This window comes from Izhakiella australiensis, from assembly GCF_002006995.1.
Classification (GTDB): Bacteria; Pseudomonadota; Gammaproteobacteria; order Enterobacterales; family Enterobacteriaceae; genus Izhakiella; species Izhakiella australiensis.
The window spans coordinates 1-18913 of record NZ_MRUL01000008.1; the positions used below are offsets into that span (position 1 = coordinate 1).

The 18913-nt window shown below is 50.6% G+C and carries 16 protein-coding genes, 2 tRNA genes and 2 pseudogenes; 11 read left to right on the top strand and 9 right to left on the bottom strand.

Annotated elements, in window-relative coordinates; genetic code table 11:
• The 3 genes and pseudogenes from BTJ39_RS25410 to BTJ39_RS12500 all read left to right on the top strand — a co-directional run.
• Positions 1-123, top strand: a pseudogene (locus BTJ39_RS25410) (phage tail protein); the annotation flags it as partial.
• Positions 120-1022 carry a macro domain-containing protein gene (locus tag BTJ39_RS12495; RefSeq protein ID WP_078003036.1) on the top strand — a complete coding sequence of 301 codons (903 nt, stop codon included), beginning with the start codon at positions 120-122 and terminating at the stop codon, positions 1020-1022. The pseudogene BTJ39_RS25410 and the gene BTJ39_RS12495, both read left to right, overlap by 4 nt.
• Positions 1019-1597 (top strand): tail fiber assembly protein, encoded by a 579-nt coding sequence (locus BTJ39_RS12500; protein ID WP_078003037.1) that lies wholly within the window; start codon positions 1019-1021, stop codon positions 1595-1597. Before BTJ39_RS12495 ends, BTJ39_RS12500 begins: the two co-directional genes overlap by 4 nt.
• Positions 1598-1738: 141 nt before the next feature.
• Here the strand turns inward: BTJ39_RS12500 and BTJ39_RS12505 are convergent, their stop codons facing one another.
• The 3 genes from BTJ39_RS12505 to BTJ39_RS24870 form a co-directional block, all read right to left on the bottom strand.
• Positions 1739-3820 carry an autotransporter outer membrane beta-barrel domain-containing protein gene (locus tag BTJ39_RS12505; RefSeq protein ID WP_078003038.1) on the bottom strand — a complete coding sequence of 694 codons (2082 nt, stop codon included), beginning with the start codon at positions 3818-3820 and terminating at the stop codon, positions 1739-1741.
• Positions 3821-4192: 372 nt separating this feature from the next.
• A complete protein-coding gene (locus BTJ39_RS12515; protein ID WP_078003040.1) occupies positions 4193-4405 on the bottom strand; it encodes a hypothetical protein in 213 nt (70 codons plus the stop codon).
• Positions 4406-4626: 221 nt separating this feature from the next.
• Positions 4627-4729, bottom strand: a tRNA-Ser gene (locus BTJ39_RS24870).
• A 49-nt stretch (positions 4730-4778) separates the two neighbouring features.
• Here BTJ39_RS24870 and BTJ39_RS12525 point away from each other — a divergent pair.
• A pseudogene (locus tag BTJ39_RS12525) lies at positions 4779-5273 on the top strand (ParA family protein); the annotation flags it as partial.
• A 152-nt stretch (positions 5274-5425) separates the two neighbouring features.
• Here BTJ39_RS12525 and BTJ39_RS12530 read toward each other — a convergent pair.
• Positions 5426-6088 carry a Crp/Fnr family transcriptional regulator gene (locus BTJ39_RS12530; RefSeq protein WP_078003042.1) on the bottom strand — a complete coding sequence of 221 codons (663 nt, stop codon included), beginning with the start codon at positions 6086-6088 and terminating at the stop codon, positions 5426-5428.
• A gap of 196 nt (positions 6089-6284) precedes the next feature.
• Between BTJ39_RS12530 and BTJ39_RS12535 the strand changes: the two genes are divergently transcribed.
• The 4 genes from BTJ39_RS12535 to BTJ39_RS24570 all read left to right on the top strand — a co-directional run bounded on the left by BTJ39_RS12535 (position 6285) and on the right by BTJ39_RS24570 (position 9794).
• Positions 6285-7739 (top strand): sulfatase family protein, encoded by a 1455-nt coding sequence (locus BTJ39_RS12535; RefSeq protein ID WP_078003043.1) that lies wholly within the window; start codon positions 6285-6287, stop codon positions 7737-7739.
• A 77-nt stretch (positions 7740-7816) separates the two neighbouring features.
• Positions 7817-9055 (top strand): MFS transporter, encoded by a 1239-nt coding sequence (locus BTJ39_RS12540; RefSeq protein ID WP_078003044.1) that lies wholly within the window; start codon positions 7817-7819, stop codon positions 9053-9055.
• Between the two features lie 78 nt (positions 9056-9133).
• Positions 9134-9484: a YidH family protein gene (locus BTJ39_RS12545; RefSeq protein WP_078003045.1), complete on the top strand. Its 351-nt coding sequence runs from the start codon at positions 9134-9136 to the stop codon at positions 9482-9484.
• Positions 9474-9794 carry a DUF202 domain-containing protein gene (locus BTJ39_RS24570; protein ID WP_078003046.1) on the top strand — a complete coding sequence of 107 codons (321 nt, stop codon included), beginning with the start codon at positions 9474-9476 and terminating at the stop codon, positions 9792-9794. Before BTJ39_RS12545 ends, BTJ39_RS24570 begins: the two co-directional genes overlap by 11 nt.
• 704 nt (positions 9795-10498) lie before the next feature.
• On the opposite strand, the gene BTJ39_RS12555 is transcribed toward BTJ39_RS24570, so the two are convergent.
• Positions 10499-10574 (bottom strand) — tRNA-Phe (locus BTJ39_RS12555).
• Between the two features lie 601 nt (positions 10575-11175).
• On the opposite strand from BTJ39_RS12555, the gene BTJ39_RS12560 reads away from it, so the two are divergent.
• Positions 11176-13320 (top strand): ornithine decarboxylase, encoded by a 2145-nt coding sequence (locus tag BTJ39_RS12560; RefSeq protein WP_078003047.1) that lies wholly within the window; start codon positions 11176-11178, stop codon positions 13318-13320.
• A gap of 24 nt (positions 13321-13344) precedes the next feature.
• On the opposite strand, the gene BTJ39_RS12565 is transcribed toward BTJ39_RS12560, so the two are convergent.
• Positions 13345-13983: a TetR/AcrR family transcriptional regulator gene (locus tag BTJ39_RS12565; RefSeq protein ID WP_078003048.1), complete on the bottom strand. Its 639-nt coding sequence runs from the start codon at positions 13981-13983 to the stop codon at positions 13345-13347.
• 244 nt (positions 13984-14227) lie between these two features.
• On the opposite strand from BTJ39_RS12565, the gene BTJ39_RS12570 reads away from it, so the two are divergent.
• Complete coding sequence (locus BTJ39_RS12570) at positions 14228-15448, top strand: Tm-1-like ATP-binding domain-containing protein (RefSeq protein WP_078003049.1); 1221 nt, start codon at positions 14228-14230, stop codon at positions 15446-15448.
• A gap of 3 nt (positions 15449-15451) precedes the next feature.
• Positions 15452-16306 (top strand): phosphoenolpyruvate hydrolase family protein, encoded by an 855-nt coding sequence (locus BTJ39_RS12575; RefSeq protein WP_078003050.1) that lies wholly within the window; start codon positions 15452-15454, stop codon positions 16304-16306.
• A gap of 23 nt (positions 16307-16329) precedes the next feature.
• On the opposite strand, the gene mltC is transcribed toward BTJ39_RS12575, so the two are convergent.
• From mltC to mutY, 3 genes are read right to left on the bottom strand one after another with little or no spacing between them, the layout of a single operon-like run.
• The gene (gene mltC, locus BTJ39_RS12580) at positions 16330-17409 is read right to left on the bottom strand and encodes a membrane-bound lytic murein transglycosylase MltC (RefSeq protein ID WP_078003051.1); all 1080 of its coding nucleotides are present in this window, start codon (positions 17407-17409) and stop codon (positions 16330-16332) included.
• 51 nt (positions 17410-17460) lie between these two features.
• Positions 17461-17733 (bottom strand): oxidative damage protection protein, encoded by a 273-nt coding sequence (locus tag BTJ39_RS12585; protein ID WP_078003052.1) that lies wholly within the window; start codon positions 17731-17733, stop codon positions 17461-17463.
• Positions 17730-18818 carry an A/G-specific adenine glycosylase gene (gene mutY / locus BTJ39_RS12590; RefSeq protein ID WP_176110317.1) on the bottom strand — a complete coding sequence of 363 codons (1089 nt, stop codon included), beginning with the start codon at positions 18816-18818 and terminating at the stop codon, positions 17730-17732. Before mutY ends, BTJ39_RS12585 begins: the two co-directional genes overlap by 4 nt.
• Positions 18819-18913: the final 95 nt, after the last annotated feature.

Sequence of the window (18913 nt, forward strand, 5' to 3'; positions counted from 1 at the left end):
GGTGCGCATAATCATTATATCGATATGGGCGCGCACGGTCACAGCGCCACCATTGACGCGACAGGCAATGCGGAAAACACCGTTAAAAATATTGCGTTTAACTACATTGTGAGGCTTGCATGATTAAACTGATTCTTTCCGCGCCGGTTCCGGCGATGGCCCGGGCGTTCGACAGCGCGTTTTCCGCTATACCGGACGTCACCGTGCATCACGGTCCGTTTGAAACAGTGGGCAACTTTGACTGCATGGTCAGCGCCGCCAACAGCTTCGGGCTGATGGACGGCGGCGTGGATGCGGCCATTACGGCGTTTTTCGGCACGCAGTTACAGGCCAGGGTTCAGAAGCATATTATCAGGGAGTATCTGGGTGAGCAGCCGGTGGGCACGGCATTTGTCATTGAAAGCGGCAACGCCCGTCATCCGTGGCTGGTGCATGCCCCGACCATGCGCGTGCCGCTGATTATCGACGGCACTGATGCGGTGTACAGCGCCACCCGCGCGGCGCTGCTGGCCATCCATCACCATAATCTGAATGCCAGCGACGACCGAAGGATTCGGACGGTGGTGTTCCCTGCGATGGGGGCCGGATACGGGCGGGTGCCACCGGCGAGTGTGGCCCGGCAGATGCTGCTTGCCTGGCAGAGCGTCATCTCACCGGCACAGGACATCAGCTGGCAGTATGCGACACAGCGTCATCAGGCGGTGGTTAAGGCCTGTGGATGCACTGCAACAACAGACTGGCACCCGGACATGTGGCCCCTGCGGGGCCGGGGTTGTGACTGCGGTTGCGGCCGGGGCAGCATGGCCGCGGGTACTTATGGTGCGACATCAGACTCCGGACGCGGGCATTATTCCGGTGAATACACTCACAGCATCAAATCGCCAGAATGCAGATGTGGCAGGTATAACCATTACATCCATACCGGCGCTCACACTCACAGCATCCTGCCATCATTAGCGGGTTGCCATGACCATCGCTATTTTATCAATACCGGCGCACATCACCACGGAGTAAAAAAATGACCTTTAAAATGAGCGAAGAGGCACAGACCCTGCGAGTCTATAACCTGCGTGCAGATACCATGGAGTTTATAGGCGCCGGTGATGCTTACATCCCGCCCCATACCGGACTGCCGGCAAACTGCACGGACATTGCGCCGCCTGATATCCCTGCCGCTCATGTGGCCGTATTTGACCCGGATAAGGCCGCATGGTCACTGGCAGAGGACCACCGGGGCAGGGTGATTTTTGATACTAAAACCGGAATGCAAATATTCGTTACTGAGCCGGGGCCTCTGCCCGACAACACTACCTCAGTTGCGCCCGACGGTCAGCATCAGAAGTGGGACGGCAAAAAGTGGGTGAAGGATGATGAGGCTGAAAAAGCGGCACAGCTGCGTGATGCAGAAAACCAGAAAAGCCGGTTTATGCAGACGGCGAATGACAACATTACCCCGCTTCAGGATGCAGTGGAGCTGAATATGGCGACGGACGATGAAAAAAATCAGCTGGCAGCCTGGAAGAAGTACCGGGTACTGCTGAGCCGCGTTAATCTGGCGGAGGCGGAGAAAATCCGGTGGCCGGATAAGCCGGCGTAACCCGGGCGGCAGTTTTTTATAACCGGAATAAAAAAGCCCGGCTTCGGGGACCGGGCATAAAGAGCATCATGAATACGAATGTACTGCAGGTGGTTATGACGCCCCGGTATGTCCGGGGCTGTTGTTATTTAGCTGAAACAATCAGAAGTTAACCCGGAATCCGGCATTGGCCATAATCGGACTTTCAACCTTGTTACCCTTGCGATAATCCGCTTCCACAAACACCTGGGCGTTTTTGCTTACCTGAGCGGTCATGCCGGCACCAAACTTGCCCAGCGTACCTGACTGGTCGTTTTTGTAGGTGTAGCGGTCGTTAAAGGTCACGGTGTTGTCTTTCAGGAACTCATGCTCCACCGCGGCCGTCACGTAAGGACTCAGGGTCACACTGCGGGCTTCAAAGGCTTTACCGACGGACACGCCCAGCTCGCCTTTTGCTGATTTCTGGGTACCGATATCGGCTTTCATACCGTTGCTCAGCGCCATATCCTTGCCCTGCGCGGCGAAGTAGCTGGCACGCACATACGGGTCGACGCTGATGCCATCACCCAGGGTTAACTGGTAACCGGTTTCCAGCGCGGCACCGTAGCCATTCTGGTCGTAGCTGCCCTTCACCAGCTGCCCCCGGTCCGTGTGAGTGCGCAGGTCGCTGCTGAAGCGGTTGTATTTGATAACGCCGTCGACATAGTAGCCTGCCGGACTCATCCAGGTGGAGTAGAGACCCGCCCCGTAGCTGGCAACCGGGCTGCTGTCGCCCCGTTGTTTCACGGAGCTTTTAGAATAGGAGGTCAGCGCGCCGACTGAAAGTTTACCCTCAGCCACATCAAACACTTTGTCGCCGCCAATTTCCATGCCGTTCTGGCCTAACCGGTAATCTGAACCGGCACCGGCGGTTATGTCGGTGGAATTATGCAGATAACGGCCCCAGACGCCGCCCTCACCCTGGTCAAAACGCTGAATGTCGCCACGACGGGTACGCAGTGCCTGCATCTCGCCATCAAAAATGTACTGAGTGGCGGAAGCCAGTCCCATAACGGCATCGGTGGTGCGGGAGGTCTGACTGGTGTCAGTGACCAGCATCACGACGGTTTTACCAGTGACGGGGTCTTTTTTGGTGTCCACAATAACTTTGTGTGTGCCCTGGTCAGCACCACCGTCCAGAGTAAAGGTGGCGCTGTTATTGCCATTAACAACGATAAGGTCATTCAGCGCACCAGCGGAAAGCTCTTTACCTGAATCCTGGTTATTCAGGTGAATGTTGTATTTTCCGGACATGTTGTCAGTGACAAGCTGGTCGTTATGATGGTCGGCGAGGTTGCCGTTCATAATCAGGTTGCCGCCTGAGCCGTTTACGGTATCAGCAGTTAGAGTGCTGTAGCTGTCAATGCCGTTATTATGACCAAACTGAATGGTACCCCCATTCATGGTAATTGTTCCCGCCGTTACTTCATTTGCGCTGTCACTGTCATTGGCTCCGAGGATGTTTAAACGAGCGTTCTGGTTAATAGCAATATTATCTATCTGCCGGGCTTCTGCATGGGCCTGATAGGCAGCAATTGCTGTCAGAACTGCGTTCCCGTTCAGCGTGGTGTTACCCAGCATCCGGGCATTTGCGCCAACAATGCCGCTGGCGTTGTCATTAAAGCTGGTGTTTTCTGATTGCGCGCCATCTTCCAGTATCTGGGAGGCGTTGCCGGAGAAGGTGGCACCAGAGGCTGAACCGCCACTGCGGACCGTCTGTGTTGCGTTGTCAGTGAAGGAGTCCTGAGTTGATATTCCATCAAGTGAAACATACTGTTTGGAATTTGAACTGAACTTGCCAGCTACAGATGAGCCAGCTGCGTAGAGATTTTGGGTTGCACTATCAAAAAAACTGGCGTGTGTAGATGTTGCACCGCCGGCTACATCCTGTGATGATCTGTCGTGAAAAACATCACTTTCAGACGAAGCGCTGGCGGCGCTTAATGTCTGTGCCGTATTGTCATGAAATTCATTTTCCTCTGATGCGGCACCCTGACCAAGGGTTAGAGCTGAATTGTCATAGAAGAAGGATGTTTTAATATTACTTTCACCACTATTATTTGGTAAGTCCACTACATCTGCGTTTTCATAGAATTGGTCTGAAATGGTATTGTCAGCCGCATAACTGGTGTGCAAAGATGACAGTAAAGCCAGTGACAGCGCCACCACCAACGGCTTTTTCTTTGTGTAAATCTTTGTATTCATTTTTTCAGATGCTCCGAATATTGTTTACTTGCGTAATGATATGACCTGGTCGCCCCATTGTTCATACGGAGGCTTAACCAATCATAAACTAATTACTGATTGATCGGTATTTTCGATCGAAATCGAGTCATTAATCACAAAAACAAGTCAGTGAGTGCATTATCAATCGTTAAAGAAAATACTAAAGGGCCGGGTGATGATGAAAACAGACTGAGCACGGCCTGTCCGAAGAAGCAGCCGTGGGTGTCAACCCTGATGGCATCCGGCGCGGCCTCAGGGGGTAGCGTTTCCTCGTAAAGCTCCCACTTCAGGTTTCCGCGCATCCGGTACAAACTCTGTTTGTCCCGGCCCCCTCCGTTGCAGGTGTATCTGTCACTCACCTTTTATCCGCTGCTTCATTTCGCGGCGGTACTTACCGTAATCTTCACCACATTCGGCGGAGCAGAAAGCCGTACCTGCAACTACAGGCTCATCCTTACACCAGATGCAAAAGCCATCCGGGCTGGTCAGTGGTGTTTCCCTTGCCGCAATAGCGGCTGACAGAATAGCTTCTTCACGCAGCTGAGCCACATCAGCAATATCCATATTTTCCCCTTTGGATAAAAATCAGCACCCGTTAAACGTAGTGGCAGTTGGGGAGGTTTCAAGTTTTACGGTTTAAATAGATGGTCGCAACAGACAGTAGTCGGTAATGGATAACCTGGATAATGAAAAATTATGCAGTCTGAAGAGGGTGGTATTCTGAAAGGGTTTTCTGAAAGTATTATGAAAAATGAAGGGTTGCATGTGCAACCCCTTGAAAATATTGGTGCCCGGACGCGGAATCGAACCACGGACACGGGGATTTTCAATCCCCTTGCTGAAACTTTAGGTTTGATTTTTTCACCGGATTTCATGCAGTAAACGGGCATTGACGGAATAAGCAGGTGTACACCCGAACTAACTTCGGATGTGCATGATGAAAATACTTCCCGTAATTTCCACCAAAGGTGGAGAAGGCAAATCTACGCAAGCTGCAAACCTCTGTGGCTTCATCGCAGATGCAGGACTGAAAACGCTTTTAATCGATGGCGACTTCGGCCAGCCCACTGCCAGCAGCATTTATCAACTCACCTACGAAGCGCCTTGCGGCATTTATGAGCTGCTGATGCAGTCTGTGGATCTCAGTGAATCCAGCAACATAATCTCCAACAGCTTTATCCCTAATCTCGACGTCATCATTTCCAACGACCCGCAAGCCCATTTGCTTACTGCCATGCTGCACGCGCCGGATGGTCGATTGCGCATGCGCAACGTGCTGCAGCATCCGCTTTTCAATGAGTACGACGTGATCATCATTGATTCGCAGGGCGCGCGCTCGGTGATGCTGGAATTGATAGCACTCGCCGCCACCGACACTACCATTGGCATAGTGAAGCCAGTGCTGCCTGACATTCGCGAGTTTCTACGCGGTGCTTTTCAGGATAAAAGTTGTCAGAACCCATTATGAAGCGTCCGCCAGGAACCCATACCATTCCGGGAAAACGGGGGGCGTAATGTGTACTCATACTTACCTCTTTTATGATGGGCCGGACAGATAAAAAGGACCGATACATATTTTCCAGATTATTGCTCAGTAAGAGCATCAATATCAAAAATTAGAATTTCCTTTCTTGAATATGTAATTAGTCCTTGCTGTTTCCATTCATTAAGCTGTCGAGTAGTTTTCTGACGACTGCTACCGATAAAATTCGATAATTCTTCATGGCTGAAATTTACGTCAATTCTTAATATTCCATGTTCATCAGGTGACGACATGTTTTTGAGCAGATGTGCCAGTCTTAATCGCAAAGAAAGGTGGGTATAGACCGCCAGATTACTTTGTACCTGGAGGTAGCTTTTGGCAACTCTTAGCAGTAATCCATGCAGAAAGCGAGGATCCCTGCTCAATATGAGCAGATCTACAAGTGAAACCGCGCTTACTGTGCTTTCTAGCAGGCACTGCGCATACCTTAATCTTTTGGTTCCTAGTAACGACTCACTCAAGCCAATGCCTTGATTCACCGTTTTAAGAAAAAAAGTAATATCAGAGCCTGTTCCGATACTTTGAGATACTTTTATCAATCCAGTATTAACAACATATAAATAACCAGGAAGATCCCCCTCCTTAAATAAGAACTCTCCCTTGTTATAGTGTTTTATCGCACCATACCTGCGTATTGTTTCGTTCGTGAAATCAATAAGCTCATTGTTATTGTCAATGAAAACCTTGTTGTAGATGTCTTTCATTATTTATAACACCTAAATTAACTGTTTATAGAGCTTACATCTCTTGGAGTCTTTAACGAACAATTCAGACACTGTAGATAATTAAGGTGGGACGGCTGTCGCAAAATCATCAAAAGCAATCAAATTGTCACCGGGGTGACAGACTTAAACATTTAACACTCATTATCGTAACCAAATCTTAACAAGAGGAGGATTTATGACCACAAAACCGATGAATATGATTGTTATCATATCCGATGAGCACAACAAGCTAATGAGTGGATGCTACGGTCATAAGCTTGTTAAAACACCCAATATTGACAGCCTCGCGAGTAACGGTGTTCGGTTTACCAATGCCTACTGTTCTAGCCCAATTTGTGTTCCTTCGCGGGCCAGCTTGGCCACTGGCAGATATGTTAATGAGACCGGACACTGGGACAATGCCACGCCCTATTGCGGCGAAGTAGACAGCTGGGGTCATCGGCTCATAGAACAAGGGCATGAGGTAACTTCCATCGGTAAACTGCATTATCGTAGAGACGAGGACAGCAATGGCTTCAGTCAGCAGTTAAACTCTCTACACGTAGTAGGAGGCACTGGCGACCTGTTTTCTCTTGTAAGGGATAACTTCGAACCCAAAATTTCAAATCGAAAAAAAATTCAGGACGCGGGCAGAGGCGAAACTGGTTACACCCGCTATGACCAGAGTATTGGGGACGACGCCGTTAACTTCATTCAAAATAAAGCAGGTCATAACGAAAAACCGTGGGTACTGTTTGTGTCATTCGTCACACCACACTTTCCCCTGACTGCACCGAAAGAATTTTATGATCTATACAATGAGGATGAAATTTCATTGCCTGCAGATTATACGCTCAGTGAACGTCCTTCTCATCCTGCTCTGGATATGTATCGGCACATCTCTGGTATGTATGAAGACTTTTCACAGGAAGAAATTCGCCGTGCTATCGTTGCATATTATGGTCTATGCAGCTTCATGGACGATCAAGTAGGGAGAGTGATTGGTGCCGTTAAGGAAGCTGGCCTGTCAGAAAACACCAGAATCATTTATACCAGCGACCACGGCGACACTCTGGGAGAGCACGGCCTATGGTTTAAAAGCACCATGTATGACGGCTCTGTCTCTATTCCAATGATAGTCTCAGGCCCAGACTTGCCTAAAGGCAAGAAGGAAAATGCGCTGGTTTCAATGGTGGATTTGTTTCCAACGATTATCGAAGGAGTGGGCGCGGAACTTGATGCCAAAAAAGACTCGGACCTTCCAGGAACTTCATTATTTACTATCAGCGAAGGGACTATCGATCCTGAACGAGTTGTCTTCAGCGAATATCATGCATCAGGGTCAGTAACTGGCACCTTTATGGTGCGATATAAAAACTTTAAATTAATCTATTACGTCGGGTTTAGGCCGCAGTTGTTTGACCTTGATGCTGATCCAGGAGAATTCAGTGATCTGGCTGAAAATGAGAAATACGCTGACGCTCTGAGTACATGTATTCATAAACTTTACTGCATATGCAATCCTGAATTAATAGATAAGATTGTAAAGAATAATCAATATGATCGCATAGTCCAGAATGGTGGGCGCCTGAAGTTACTTGAGGGAGGATATACAATCCCATATACACCTGCGCCCTCGAAATTTATATAAGCCATTTCGACATTGCTGAGGAGTTATCTGGAAGTTACGCAGCAATATTTATTATTATGCGATCGGAGAATTGTTAAATGACGATTTCTAAGAAAAATATCCTCAGCATCATGCTTATAAACATTTTGCTTATTATCTTGGCAAAGTTTGATAAAAACCTACTTTCATTAGCAGCTGTGCCGGTGACACACGATCTGGGTATTTCCCGAGTAGAACTTGGTCTGGCCATAAGCAGTTTTTACATTGGTTACGTACCAATGAACATTATTGGTGGTTTCCTTGCTGACCGATTCGGATCCCGTCCTGTTATAATTTGCACGGTGATTATGTGGTCAATATTTACTGGCATGCTAGCTTTTACGGGCTCGTTGTCAGCACTCATTTGTGTCTTGATCCTGTTTGGCCTTGGTGAAGGTGCTTTTCCTTCGACGAATACCCGTATCGTCGGAGAACTATTCCCTAGGCATCAACGCGGCATGGCAAAATCTACTATAACGGCGTCCTCTAAGCTTGGTATTGGTTTGGGTGCTCTGGTAACAACTCAGCTTATTCTTCATTTTGAATGGCGAACAGTTTATATAATTTACAGCTTGTTTGGTTTCGTACTGGCCATTATTTTTATGAGGTCGTCACGGGGAATGGCGGTGCCTGATAAAAAAGAGAGAGTCAAAGTTAATTATCTTGACGTATTTCGAATTCCTCACTTCTGGAAATTTATTATTATTAACTTTGCATTTGGTTCTTTGCTCATTGGCCTGAACTCGTGGCTACCTAGCTATTGGATGCAGGTCCGGGGATTGAAGTTGGAGGTCATGGGATTTGCCGCATCTTTACCAACTATATGTGCGGCATTTTTTACTTTAGCTACAGGCTATATGTTAGACAGATATCTAATGGGGAAGGAAAAAATCCTCATGTTTGTCAGCGCAATTATTGGCGCTCTGGGGTGCTGGGGCACTTTGGTTGCCCCTACCGTACCCTTAGCGGTTGCGTGCAGCACCATCGCGTTTGTAGGTGCAGGGACTATGCAGTCCACTTGTCTGATACTGGTAGTCAAATACTTCCCTCTTAAGACGGTTGGTGCCGCTGCTGGAATATGTAATGCTGCTAACCAGACGGCTGGTATCATGCTACCAGCGCTATTTGGCTATATTTTGATGCAGTCTGGTGACTCTTACTCGACCATATTTGGAACTATCATAGGGATATTTGTTTTCGTTGCTATATTGTCTCTAACTATACGGCTGGGTGATATACGCGCCGTTGACGATGGCAACAAACCTCAAGCAGAAAATAACTACGCCTCTCAACAGTAGACTCTGAATATTAATGAATTAATGCTCGTAAGAATAATTTGTGGCTTCTCCTGAAGCCACTTTAAGAAAAAGAAAACTATGATTTTGAAAAAGAGTGGAAAATCGCCAGATTACCGTTTTACCCTTGCAAATGAACGCACATTTCTGGCGTGGATACGAACGTCACTTGCTTTTATGGCTGCTGCCGTAGGTCTAGACCAACTTGCTCCCGAACTGACTCCAATTATACTCCGGGAGATACTAGTTATGGGATTAAGTATTGTATCCGCCGGGTTATCCTGGTATGCATATCGGCGTTGGGCAGAAAATGAAAATGCAATGCGCCATGACAATCCTCTGACTTATCCAAAGATGATAATCTGGCTGAGTGGAGGCTTATCCGTGACAACCTTAATCGCTACATTGCTAACTGTTTATTATGGAAGGTAATCCACCATTAAGAGATCCCGGACTGCAGCCTGAAAGGACAATACTTGCATGGCAGAGAACTTTGTTGGGGACGCTCATTTTATCCCTTTTAGTTTGTAAGTCCGGGCTTCAGCATCACGAACTCATTAGCACAATGTTTGGAATTTTAGCCGTGGTGATATCTATTTTTATGATGTTGTTATCTCATGGGAATTCGTATCTTAAGTGCTCTAGTGCTGGCATATCTTCAACCTTATCGGCGGCTCAAGGAATTGGGATTAGTATTGCACTAAGTTTATTGTGCATATCAATTTGTACGATCTACTTTTAATATCATCATGTGTGGATAGCCAGGCACCCTTGGAAATATCCATTTTGAATATTCCACCTGTACTTTTTTCTCAGATATTGATCAAACAGTGACTCTATCTATAAGTGTTCACTTGTCATAATCAGTAATTCCTGACATCATGTCGTTCACATATTTTGGCATCGAAGTTATAACAGTTCCTTATTCATTAAATAGCCTTTATCTGAGGCGAATCATCGTCCTAATGAGACAGCCGTGCAGGGAAAACAGTCATACCTGGAGGCTTCAATCATAATTTAAATATCGGATGTCTGCTCAGGAATAAATTATTTGTGCTTTATCTAAATGAGAGAAGTTTCTTTACCATATCCATGAAAGCTTCATTAATTGATCGATAGGCAATGTGTTCACAAGGTTGGCATGTCCGGAGGGGAAGACCGAATAGCGGGCAGGTTAAGCCACGTTTGAGCTAGTGACGCGAATGACAAATGCTGGGGGGGGACTAAATTTATCGAATCTTGAGCTGAGGTTGACAGATGCAACAATGGTTGTAATTATTTACGCCAACGAGAAAAGGGCATTAGCAGCCACTGATACCCTTTCTTGAAGATTTTATGTTCAATCTTGGATGATGCATCTGCAAATGCAGTCACCGTTGCTTTGAACACCATCTTCGTTTAGACACCCGTTAGAGATCTCACTTCTAACCAGTGTGCTTCGATGTATGGTGCCCGGACGCGGAATCGAACCACGGACACGGGGATTTTCAATCCCCTGCTCTACCGACTGAGCTATCCGGGCAACGGGGCGCATTAAACCTTAATGACGGTATGGCGTCAAATGCTTTATTGCCAAATATTGCCTGACCGCGCGCTTTTCCACCATCCCCCAGTCATATCCTGCTGTCATTATGACTTCTTACCGACGCCCCTGGCTATGGAAGCACCTTATATTTACCCTTAACCTCCGGGCCTTTTACGTCTGATTGCCGCTCGCCGAAGCGGGTTGAACCCGGTGAACCTGCCCGTTCAGCGTCTTGAAGCGGGCCAGAAAAAGTGCCATTATTGCGCAAATTTTGACGTCCTGTCTGATTCTTCCTGTCAACTGAGGACAAGCTAATGCAAGGTATGCTGCTGACCAACAGCTTATGCCCCCGACCTTTTATGCCATCGCGCGCAGTTATCACCCCGCACGGCTACAGCTTGTCATTAAACTATTTTTCTATTCGGTGAGGCCGGACCGGCTCGCTGCCAGGCCGTTAATGACGGAAGCATTTGCCGTTACTACGCCTGACAGCCGCAGCCGCTGACCTCACTGCTAATATTAAGATATTTTCATCGGGATTATTTCCCATTGCCGTGGTTCTGCCACTCACTCATCCTTGACCGTAAGGGATTTGTGCATGACTCCTTTAAAAATTGCAGCCAGCGCCTCCGTGGCCTGGCGACTTCAGACCGCTCGTCAGGTGGTAACGCTCGACAGTACGGATTTTACCGATATTGCGGCGGTGGTTATCTCCTCCGCCGACTCGCATAGCGGCATTCTGGCGCTGCTTAAATACACCGGCTTTGACCTGCCGGTGTTTATCGCCTTGCAGGCGGGGGAACGACAGGAAAATCTGCCAGAGGTGACCGGGGTTCTGGCCGGTGGCGAGGATGACGCAGCAGAATTAGAAAGCGCCGCAGCGGAATATGAGTTGGGCCTGCTGCCGCCGTTCTTTGATACCCTGACCACCTACGTCTCGATGAATAACAGCACCTTTGCCTGCCCGGGTCACCAGGGCGGCGCCTTTTTTCGCAAACATCCGGCCGGTCGCCAGTTTTATGACTTTTACGGCGAAAATATTTTCCGTTCCGATATGTGTAATGCCGACGTTAAGCTGGGCGATCTGCTGATCCACGAGGGATCGGCGAAGGATGCACAGAAGTTTGCGGCCCGGGTTTTTAACGCCGACAAAACCTATTTCGTGCTCAACGGCACCTCCAGCGCCAATAAGGTGGTGACTAACGCGCTGCTGACTCGCGGCGATCTGGTGCTGTTCGATCGCAATAATCACAAGTCCAATCACCATGGCGCCCTGATTCAGGCCGGTGCAACCCCGGTTTACCTTGAGGCGGCGCGCAATCCATTCGGTTTTATCGGCGGTATTGATGCGCACTGCTTTGATGAAGCTTACCTGCGCCAGCGCATCGCTGAAACGGCGCCGGAAAGGGCGCAGGAAGCCCGTCCGTTCCGGCTGGCGATAATCCAGCTCGGCACCTACGATGGCACGGTCTACAATGCGCGCAAGGTAGTGGATACCATTGGCCACCTTTGTGACTATATTTTGTTTGATTCGGCCTGGGTGGGCTACGAGCAGTTTATCCCGGTGCTGGAGGCGGGCTCGCCGCTGATGCTGGATCTTACCCCTGACGATCCGGGGCTCTTTGTTACTCAGTCGGTGCATAAGCAGCTGGCTGGCTTTTCCCAGACCTCACAGATACACAAGAAAGATAACCATATCCGCGGTCAGAAACGCTTTTGTCCGCATAAGCGTCTGAATAATGCCTTTATGCTACACGCGTCGACCAGCCCGTTTTACCCGCTGTTTGCGGCGCTGGACGTCAATGCCAGGATGCATCAGGGGCCGGCCGGTCGCCGGCTATGGCAGGAGTGCGTGATGCTGGGTATTGAGACGCGTAAAGCGATCCTGAACCAGTGCGAGATGATCCGTCCCTTTATTCCCGATGTGGTAGATGGCCGGCCCTGGCATGAGGCGCCGACCGAGGCGATTGCCAGCGATGTCCGCTACTTCAGCTTTGAACCTGATGCTCGCTGGCACGGCTTTTCAGGCTATGCCAGAGACCAGTATCTGGTCGATCCCTGTAAGCTGCTGCTGACGACGCCGGGCATTGACGCCGCCAGCGGCGCCTATACCCCTTTCGGTATTCCCGCCGCCATTCTCGCCAACTATCTGCGCGAAAATGGCATCGTGCCGGAAAAATGCGATCTTAATTCGATCCTGTTCCTGCTGACGCCCGCCGAAAGCGAAGAGAAAATGGCGCACCTGGTGGCGATGCTGCGCCAGTTTGAGCAACACCTTAAGGATGATGCGCTGCTGAGTGAAGTGCTGCCGACGGTGTATCGTAAAAACCAGACGCGCTACGAGGGCTATACGCTGCGGCGGCTGTGCCAGGAGATGCATAATCTTTACGTAAGCTATCAGGTTAAAGATCTGCAAAAGGCGATGTTCCGCAAAGAGAGTTTGCCAAAGGTGCTGATGAATCCCCAGGACGCGCATACTGCCTATATTCGTGGTCACGTTGAGCTGGTGCCGGTTGCCAGCGCTCAGGGGCGTATTGCCGCCGAGGGGGCGCTACCTTATCCGCCCGGCGTGCTGTGCGTGGTACCGGGCGAAGAGTGGGGCGGTGCGGTGCAGCGTTATTTTATGGCGCTGGAAGAGGGAATCAATCAGCTGCCAGGCTTCTCACCGGAGCTGCAAGGCGTGTATGTCGAACGCGACGAGCAGGGGGTTAGCCGACTGGTTGCCAATATGCTGGTCGAATAAGCGGGTTTACCCGCTTATTCAGCGTCAGGATGCCGCGCGGGCGGCATCTTCGCGCGCCTGACGTATGATCGCTTTGGCTATCCATTTCCCCATATCTTCAACCTGCTGATTTTCGCAGTGCCAGATATCCTTCATTACCAGAAATATTTCTGAACCGTAAACCAGAGACAGTGCCTGAATGACCCTGTCGACCTGTTCTTGCGGCATCTCCTTTTGCAGCGGCCGGGTCACCATCTGTAGCATGGCTTTACGGTTACCGCGCACCAGCCGGTCTTTGGCCGCGATGGTATGTTGCGCCCGTGACTGCGCCCACTGGGTTAGCGACAAGTGCAGGGCTGCCCGCAGAGAGCCTTCGTGTTTTAACATCAGCGGGAAAGCGTAGCTCAGCAGCTCGTCAATGCGCGCGCCGGTTTCGGTCTGGGCTGGCTTCCACTGCTGGATTGGGCTCAGGGTTTCGCTAACCACGGCATCAACCAGGGCGCTTTGCGAGGGGAAATAGCGATAGGCGGTAGCTCGTGAAAGGCGTGCCGCGTGGGCAACTTCAGTGACGGAAGGAAATGCACCCTCATCAAACAGCTGGATGGCGGTGTCGATCAGTAACTGGCGTGTACGTGCGCGGGTGTTTGATAACGCTGCGCTTCCTGCGGATTCCTTGTGTTCCACGATAACCTCGTTCGTTTCGTTGCATATTGGTCATTCAAGCAGCGTACCGTTCGCTGCATCAGTCAAAATTAAGTTTAGTTGATTGTAAATGAGACACGCATTTCATTGGGGTGGTTTATAAGTTGCTAAGATATTGGCGTGATTTGGCCTATAGTTTTTTTGTTGTCAGATAATAAACTCTATCTGGTTTATTTTAATTAAATCAACCGGTTGTTTTTGATTAAATCAAAGGTGTGATACGAAAATGAAGGGAGATACCGCGTATATCTATGCCGTTGCCACGGCTGATACTAAAGGAAGTGAACTGTTTTATCTGCGCGATTGTATTGCCGCCGTTGGCGTCGCAGTGCTAACGGTTGACCTTTCAACTCAACGGCTTAACACGCCGCTGGCCGCTGACTTTACGCCGGAGGATATTGCTGCCTTTCATCCGCAGGGGGAACAGCAGGTATTCTGCGGCGACCGTGGGCAGGCAATTGATGCGATGGCGGTCGCTTTTCAGAATTTCCTTAGCCAGCGTGAGGATATAGCCGGCATTATTGGCCTTGGCGGCTCGGGTGGAACCGCGTTGATTACGCCCGCGATGCAAAGCCTGGCCGTTGGCATACCCAAGCTAATGGTTTCCACGATGGCTTCCGGTGACATCTCCTCCTACATCGGCGCCAGTGACATTGCCATGCTGTATTCAGTGACTGACGTGGCGGGATTAAATCGTATTTCCCGGCTGGTGCTGGCTAATGCCGCCCATCAAATCGCCGGGGCCGTGAAGTTTGCTGCCCCGCAGCAAGTAGAGGCTAAACCGGCGCTGGGGCTGACGATGTTCGGCGTAACCACCCCCTGCATCCAGGCGGTGAGTTCGGCGCTGGAGGCTGAATATGATTGCCTGGTTTTTCATGCCACCGGCAGCGGAGGCAGGGCGATGGAAAAGCTGGTAGACAGCGGTATGCTGAGCGGTCTGCTTGACCTGACAACCACCGAAGTCTGTGACCTGCTGTTCGACGGCGTACTTGCCTGCAAGGAAGATCGTTTCGATGCGCTTGCCCGGGCGGGGATACCTGCGGTTATCTCCTGCGGCGCGCTGGATATGGTCAACTTTGGTCATCCTGATTCCGTGCCGGCGCGCTATGCCGAACGCCAGTTTTATCACCATAACGCTCAGGTCACCCTGATGCGCACCACGCCGCAGGAGAATGCTGAACTGGCGCGCTGGATCGCCCATAAGCTCAATAAATGCGAAGGACCGTTAACCTTTTTGCTGCCTGAAGGCGGCTTTTCCGCGCTGGATGCGCCTGGTCAGCCGTTCTGGTCGCCGCAGGCGCTGGAGGCATTCAGTACCGCGTTTAACGCAGCGTTTCAACAGACCAGCCGTCGCCGTTTGCTGCGGCTGCCATACAATATTAACGATCCGGCATTTGCTGCAGCGGCGGTTCAGGCGCTGCGCGACGGATTTAGCAGGGAGAATTAAGCAATGACAGCTATTAGTCGTCAGCAAATACTGGAAAAATTTCATGGCATGATTGCCCGCGGTGAGCCGATTATTGGCGGCGGCGCTGGCACTGGCCTGTCTGCGAAGTGTGAAGAAGCGGGCGGTATCGATCTGATCGTTATTTATAATTCCGGGCGCTATCGCATGGCCGGGCGTGGTTCACTGGCGGGCCTGTTAGCCTATGGCAATGCCAATCAGATTGTAATGGAAATGGCTCAGGAAGTGCTGCCGGTGGTGACGCATACCCCGGTGCTGGCCGGCGTAAATGGCACCGATCCGTTCTGCCTGTTTGATAAATTCCTTGATGACCTTAAGGCACAAGGCTTCTCCGGTGTGCAAAACTTTCCAACCGTAGGCCTTATTGACGGCAACTTTCGGGCTAATCTGGAGGAAACCGGGATGGGATACGGGCTGGAAGTAGACATGATCCGTCTGGCCCATCAGAAGGGGATGCTGACGACGCCTTACGTGTTCAGCGCCGATGACGCGGTAGCGATGACGGAGGCAGGCGCAGACATTATCGTTGCGCACATGGGGCTGACAACCGGGGGCAATATTGGCGCACATACCGCTTTGCAGTTATCTGACTGCGTAGGGCTGATTAATCAATGGGCCACGGCGGCAAAACAGCTGCGTGAGGATGTCATTGTGTTGTGTCATGGCGGACCGATCTCTACGCCGGATGATGCGCGCTATATCATGGGGCACTGCCCGCAGTGCGATGGTTTTTACGGCGCCAGTTCTATGGAGCGTCTGCCGACCGAGCTGGCGCTGACTGCCACCACCCGTGAGTTTAAGCGCCTGACGCGCCAGAGCGCAGCGCTCCCCCGGCAGTAAAATATACCGGGAGAGCGCGGTTACTAATAGCGGTGATAGCTGCGTTGCGCTGCGTCGACCTTATACAGATAGCGGCGCGACTCTGACGACGGATGATCGTTTATCAGCGTTCGGTAAACCTGGTCCGGCGCCATTTTGTTGATGATGCTAAACGCCCGGTTTTTATCACTGGAGAATACCCGCAGTACGCTGCCTGCACCGCCGTTATAAGCGGTGATCACCGCGTAGCGGCGCGAGGAGGGATTCATAATGCCGGACAGGTAGTTATCCTGCAAAAGCGCCAGATAGGCAGTACCGGTATTAATGTTATTTTGCGGATTAAGTAGATAGCTACGGCTCGGTTTGCCCCATTTACCCTCCATGCGGAACACATCCACGCCAGCGGTATGCTGCACGACCTGCATCAAACCAAGGGCGTCGGCGTTGCTTACCGCATAGGGGTTAAAGCTTGACTCAATCTGCATGATAGCAAGGATAAGCGACTGATCGACGCCGTATTTTTCCGCCGCTTTGCGTACCATCGGCAAGTATCTGTGCGCCCGTTTATCCAGATGGTTAGGCACCATCGGGATGGTGACTGACCAGATAACGTGCAGGCCGGACATGCGCTTTTGTAGCTTATTCTGGATCAGATAATCGGCGAAGGCGCTGGCGCGGCCCTGCCAGCGAATGGGTTGGCCGGTATTATCCAGCACCTGACCATAGAGCATCGGCTCTTTGCTTATCTGAATGTCATTGGCGTCAGAATAGAGGTCGACATTACTGGGGTTATCGCCGATAAGCAGCGTCTGAATAATCGCTTGACGCAGGCTGGCCATCGGGTCAGTGCCAGAGATGGTCTCGACGGTAATGGTACCGGCATCAAAGTTAATATGGCTGCGAGTGTAGTATTGATCGCTGTATTTTACATAGTCCTTAGGACCGGCAATCAGGACTTCGTTAAGTCCCCAAATATTTTCGATATTGTGGGCAAACTGGCCCATCAAAATATCGAAGCCGTTGGTATCTTTAACCCATTCCGGATGATAGCGATCTTTTTTATGCGAACTGGAACAGGAGATTAATAACGGCGCAATGATAAGCAGACTGAGTAATTTTTTCATCGTTCGGTGCGTCGCCTGGCTCAACGGCCCCAATCCGGGGCCTGATAAGGGTTACTTTTCTGGCGGAGTGTAGCCTTCAATATGAACGTCTTTGCCTTCAAACAGAAAATGAACCATCTCCCGCTCCAGCACTTTACGATCGTCTGGATTCATCATGTTCAATTTTTTCTCGTTAATCAGCATGGTTTGCTTACTCATCCACTGTTGCCAGGCTTCTTTTGAGATCTCGTTATAGATTCTTTTGCCCAGATCGCCCGGATAGAGCTGAAAATCCTGCCCTTCGGCTTCGCGTTGCAGAAAAGTACAAAAAATAGTTCGACTCATTGTTGCTCCTCATAAGTTGCCCGCGTTGTTAACGCCAGCTGCTGCGGCTGGCGCAGCTGCTGCAGCAGACGCTCAACCGGTGCGGCTAACCCCACTGCCGGCGGCTGCGCTAAGTTATACCAGAGACCAGCAGCTTCATCCATGAGAACAGGGTAAACGCGCGGTTTCAGCCACATGGGGATGATATCCAAATGGAAATGGCTAAAGGTGTGACGAAAAGAAATCAGTTGTTGCGTGTCACCAATATCCAGTCCGCGTTGGGCCATCCACTCAGCCAACGCTTCACGACTGGCGAACTGCGGGAAGCAAAACAGACCACCCCACAGCCCCACCGGTGGGCGCTGCTCCAGCCAGACGCTCTGTTCATGCTGCATTAGCAGCATCCAGCTGCTGCGCTGCGGTAAGGTTTGTTTAGGTTTTTTACCTGGATAATCGCCGGGATTGCCTGCAGCGCGGGCAATGCAGCCATCGTTGAGCGGACAAATTTCACATTTTGGCCGTGAGCGGGTGCAAACCATAGCGCCGAGATCCATCATCGCCTGGTTAAACTGGCTGACGCCCTGCGCCGGAGTTAGCTCTTCGCTCAGCTGCCACAAACGCTTCTCCACCTCTTTTTTACCCGGCCAGCCGGAGACAGCGTAGCAGCGTGCCAGTACCCGTTTGACGTTGCCGTCGAGAATTGGATAATGCTGGCCCAGCGCTAACGACAAAATTGCGCCGGCGGTGGAGCGCCCTACGCCCGGAAGGGCCGCGACCTCGTCAAAGGTTTGTGGAAAAACGCCACCGTGTTGTTCGGCTACGGTTTTGGCGGCCTTATGCAGGTTACGGGCGCGGGCATAGTAGCCAAGACCGGTCCAGAGGTGTAAAACCTCGTCCAGCGGCGCCGTTGCCAGATCGCTAATTGTCGGAAAGCGTTGCATAAAACGTTCAAAATAGGGGATGACGGTCGCAACCTGGGTTTGCTGCAGCATCACCTCGGAAAGCCAGACTTTATAAGGTGTTTTTTCAATCTGCCAGGGGAGGGTTTTGCGCCCGAATCGCTGATACCACGCCAGTACCTGCTGCGAAAACTGAGGGGCAAGCATCATCAATACTATCCTGTGTAACCGGAAAATGAGTGAGGGATTCCAGCACAGGCGGTTGGTGCTGTAAACCGGAACTTTGCATTACAAAATTTCAT

Excerpts from the sequence above, each read along its gene's own strand:
- BTJ39_RS12505 (WP_078003038.1), bottom strand. The coding sequence starts at position 3,820 with ATGAATACAAAGATTTACACAAAGAAAAAGCCGTTGGTGGTGGCGCTG.
- mltC (WP_078003051.1), bottom strand. The coding sequence starts at position 17,409 with ATGAAAAAATTACTCAGTCTGCTTATCATTGCGCCGTTATTAATCTCC.
- mutY (WP_176110317.1), bottom strand. The coding sequence starts at position 18,818 with ATGCTTGCCCCTCAGTTTTCGCAGCAGGTACTGGCGTGGTATCAGCGA.
- BTJ39_RS12570 (WP_078003049.1), top strand. The coding sequence starts at position 14,228 with ATGAAGGGAGATACCGCGTATATCTATGCCGTTGCCACGGCTGATACT.
- BTJ39_RS12545 (WP_078003045.1), top strand. The coding sequence starts at position 9,134 with ATGATTTTGAAAAAGAGTGGAAAATCGCCAGATTACCGTTTTACCCTT.
- BTJ39_RS24570 (WP_078003046.1), top strand. The coding sequence starts at position 9,474 with ATGGAAGGTAATCCACCATTAAGAGATCCCGGACTGCAGCCTGAAAGG.
- BTJ39_RS12585 (WP_078003052.1), bottom strand. The coding sequence starts at position 17,733 with ATGAGTCGAACTATTTTTTGTACTTTTCTGCAACGCGAAGCCGAAGGG.
- BTJ39_RS12560 (WP_078003047.1), top strand. The coding sequence starts at position 11,176 with ATGACTCCTTTAAAAATTGCAGCCAGCGCCTCCGTGGCCTGGCGACTT.
- BTJ39_RS12495 (WP_078003036.1), top strand. The coding sequence starts at position 120 with ATGATTAAACTGATTCTTTCCGCGCCGGTTCCGGCGATGGCCCGGGCG.
- BTJ39_RS12515 (WP_078003040.1), bottom strand. The coding sequence starts at position 4,405 with ATGGATATTGCTGATGTGGCTCAGCTGCGTGAAGAAGCTATTCTGTCA.
- BTJ39_RS12535 (WP_078003043.1), top strand. The coding sequence starts at position 6,285 with ATGACCACAAAACCGATGAATATGATTGTTATCATATCCGATGAGCAC.
- BTJ39_RS12540 (WP_078003044.1), top strand. The coding sequence starts at position 7,817 with ATGACGATTTCTAAGAAAAATATCCTCAGCATCATGCTTATAAACATT.
- BTJ39_RS12500 (WP_078003037.1), top strand. The coding sequence starts at position 1,019 with ATGACCTTTAAAATGAGCGAAGAGGCACAGACCCTGCGAGTCTATAAC.
- BTJ39_RS12575 (WP_078003050.1), top strand. The coding sequence starts at position 15,452 with ATGACAGCTATTAGTCGTCAGCAAATACTGGAAAAATTTCATGGCATG.
- BTJ39_RS12530 (WP_078003042.1), bottom strand. The coding sequence starts at position 6,088 with ATGAAAGACATCTACAACAAGGTTTTCATTGACAATAACAATGAGCTT.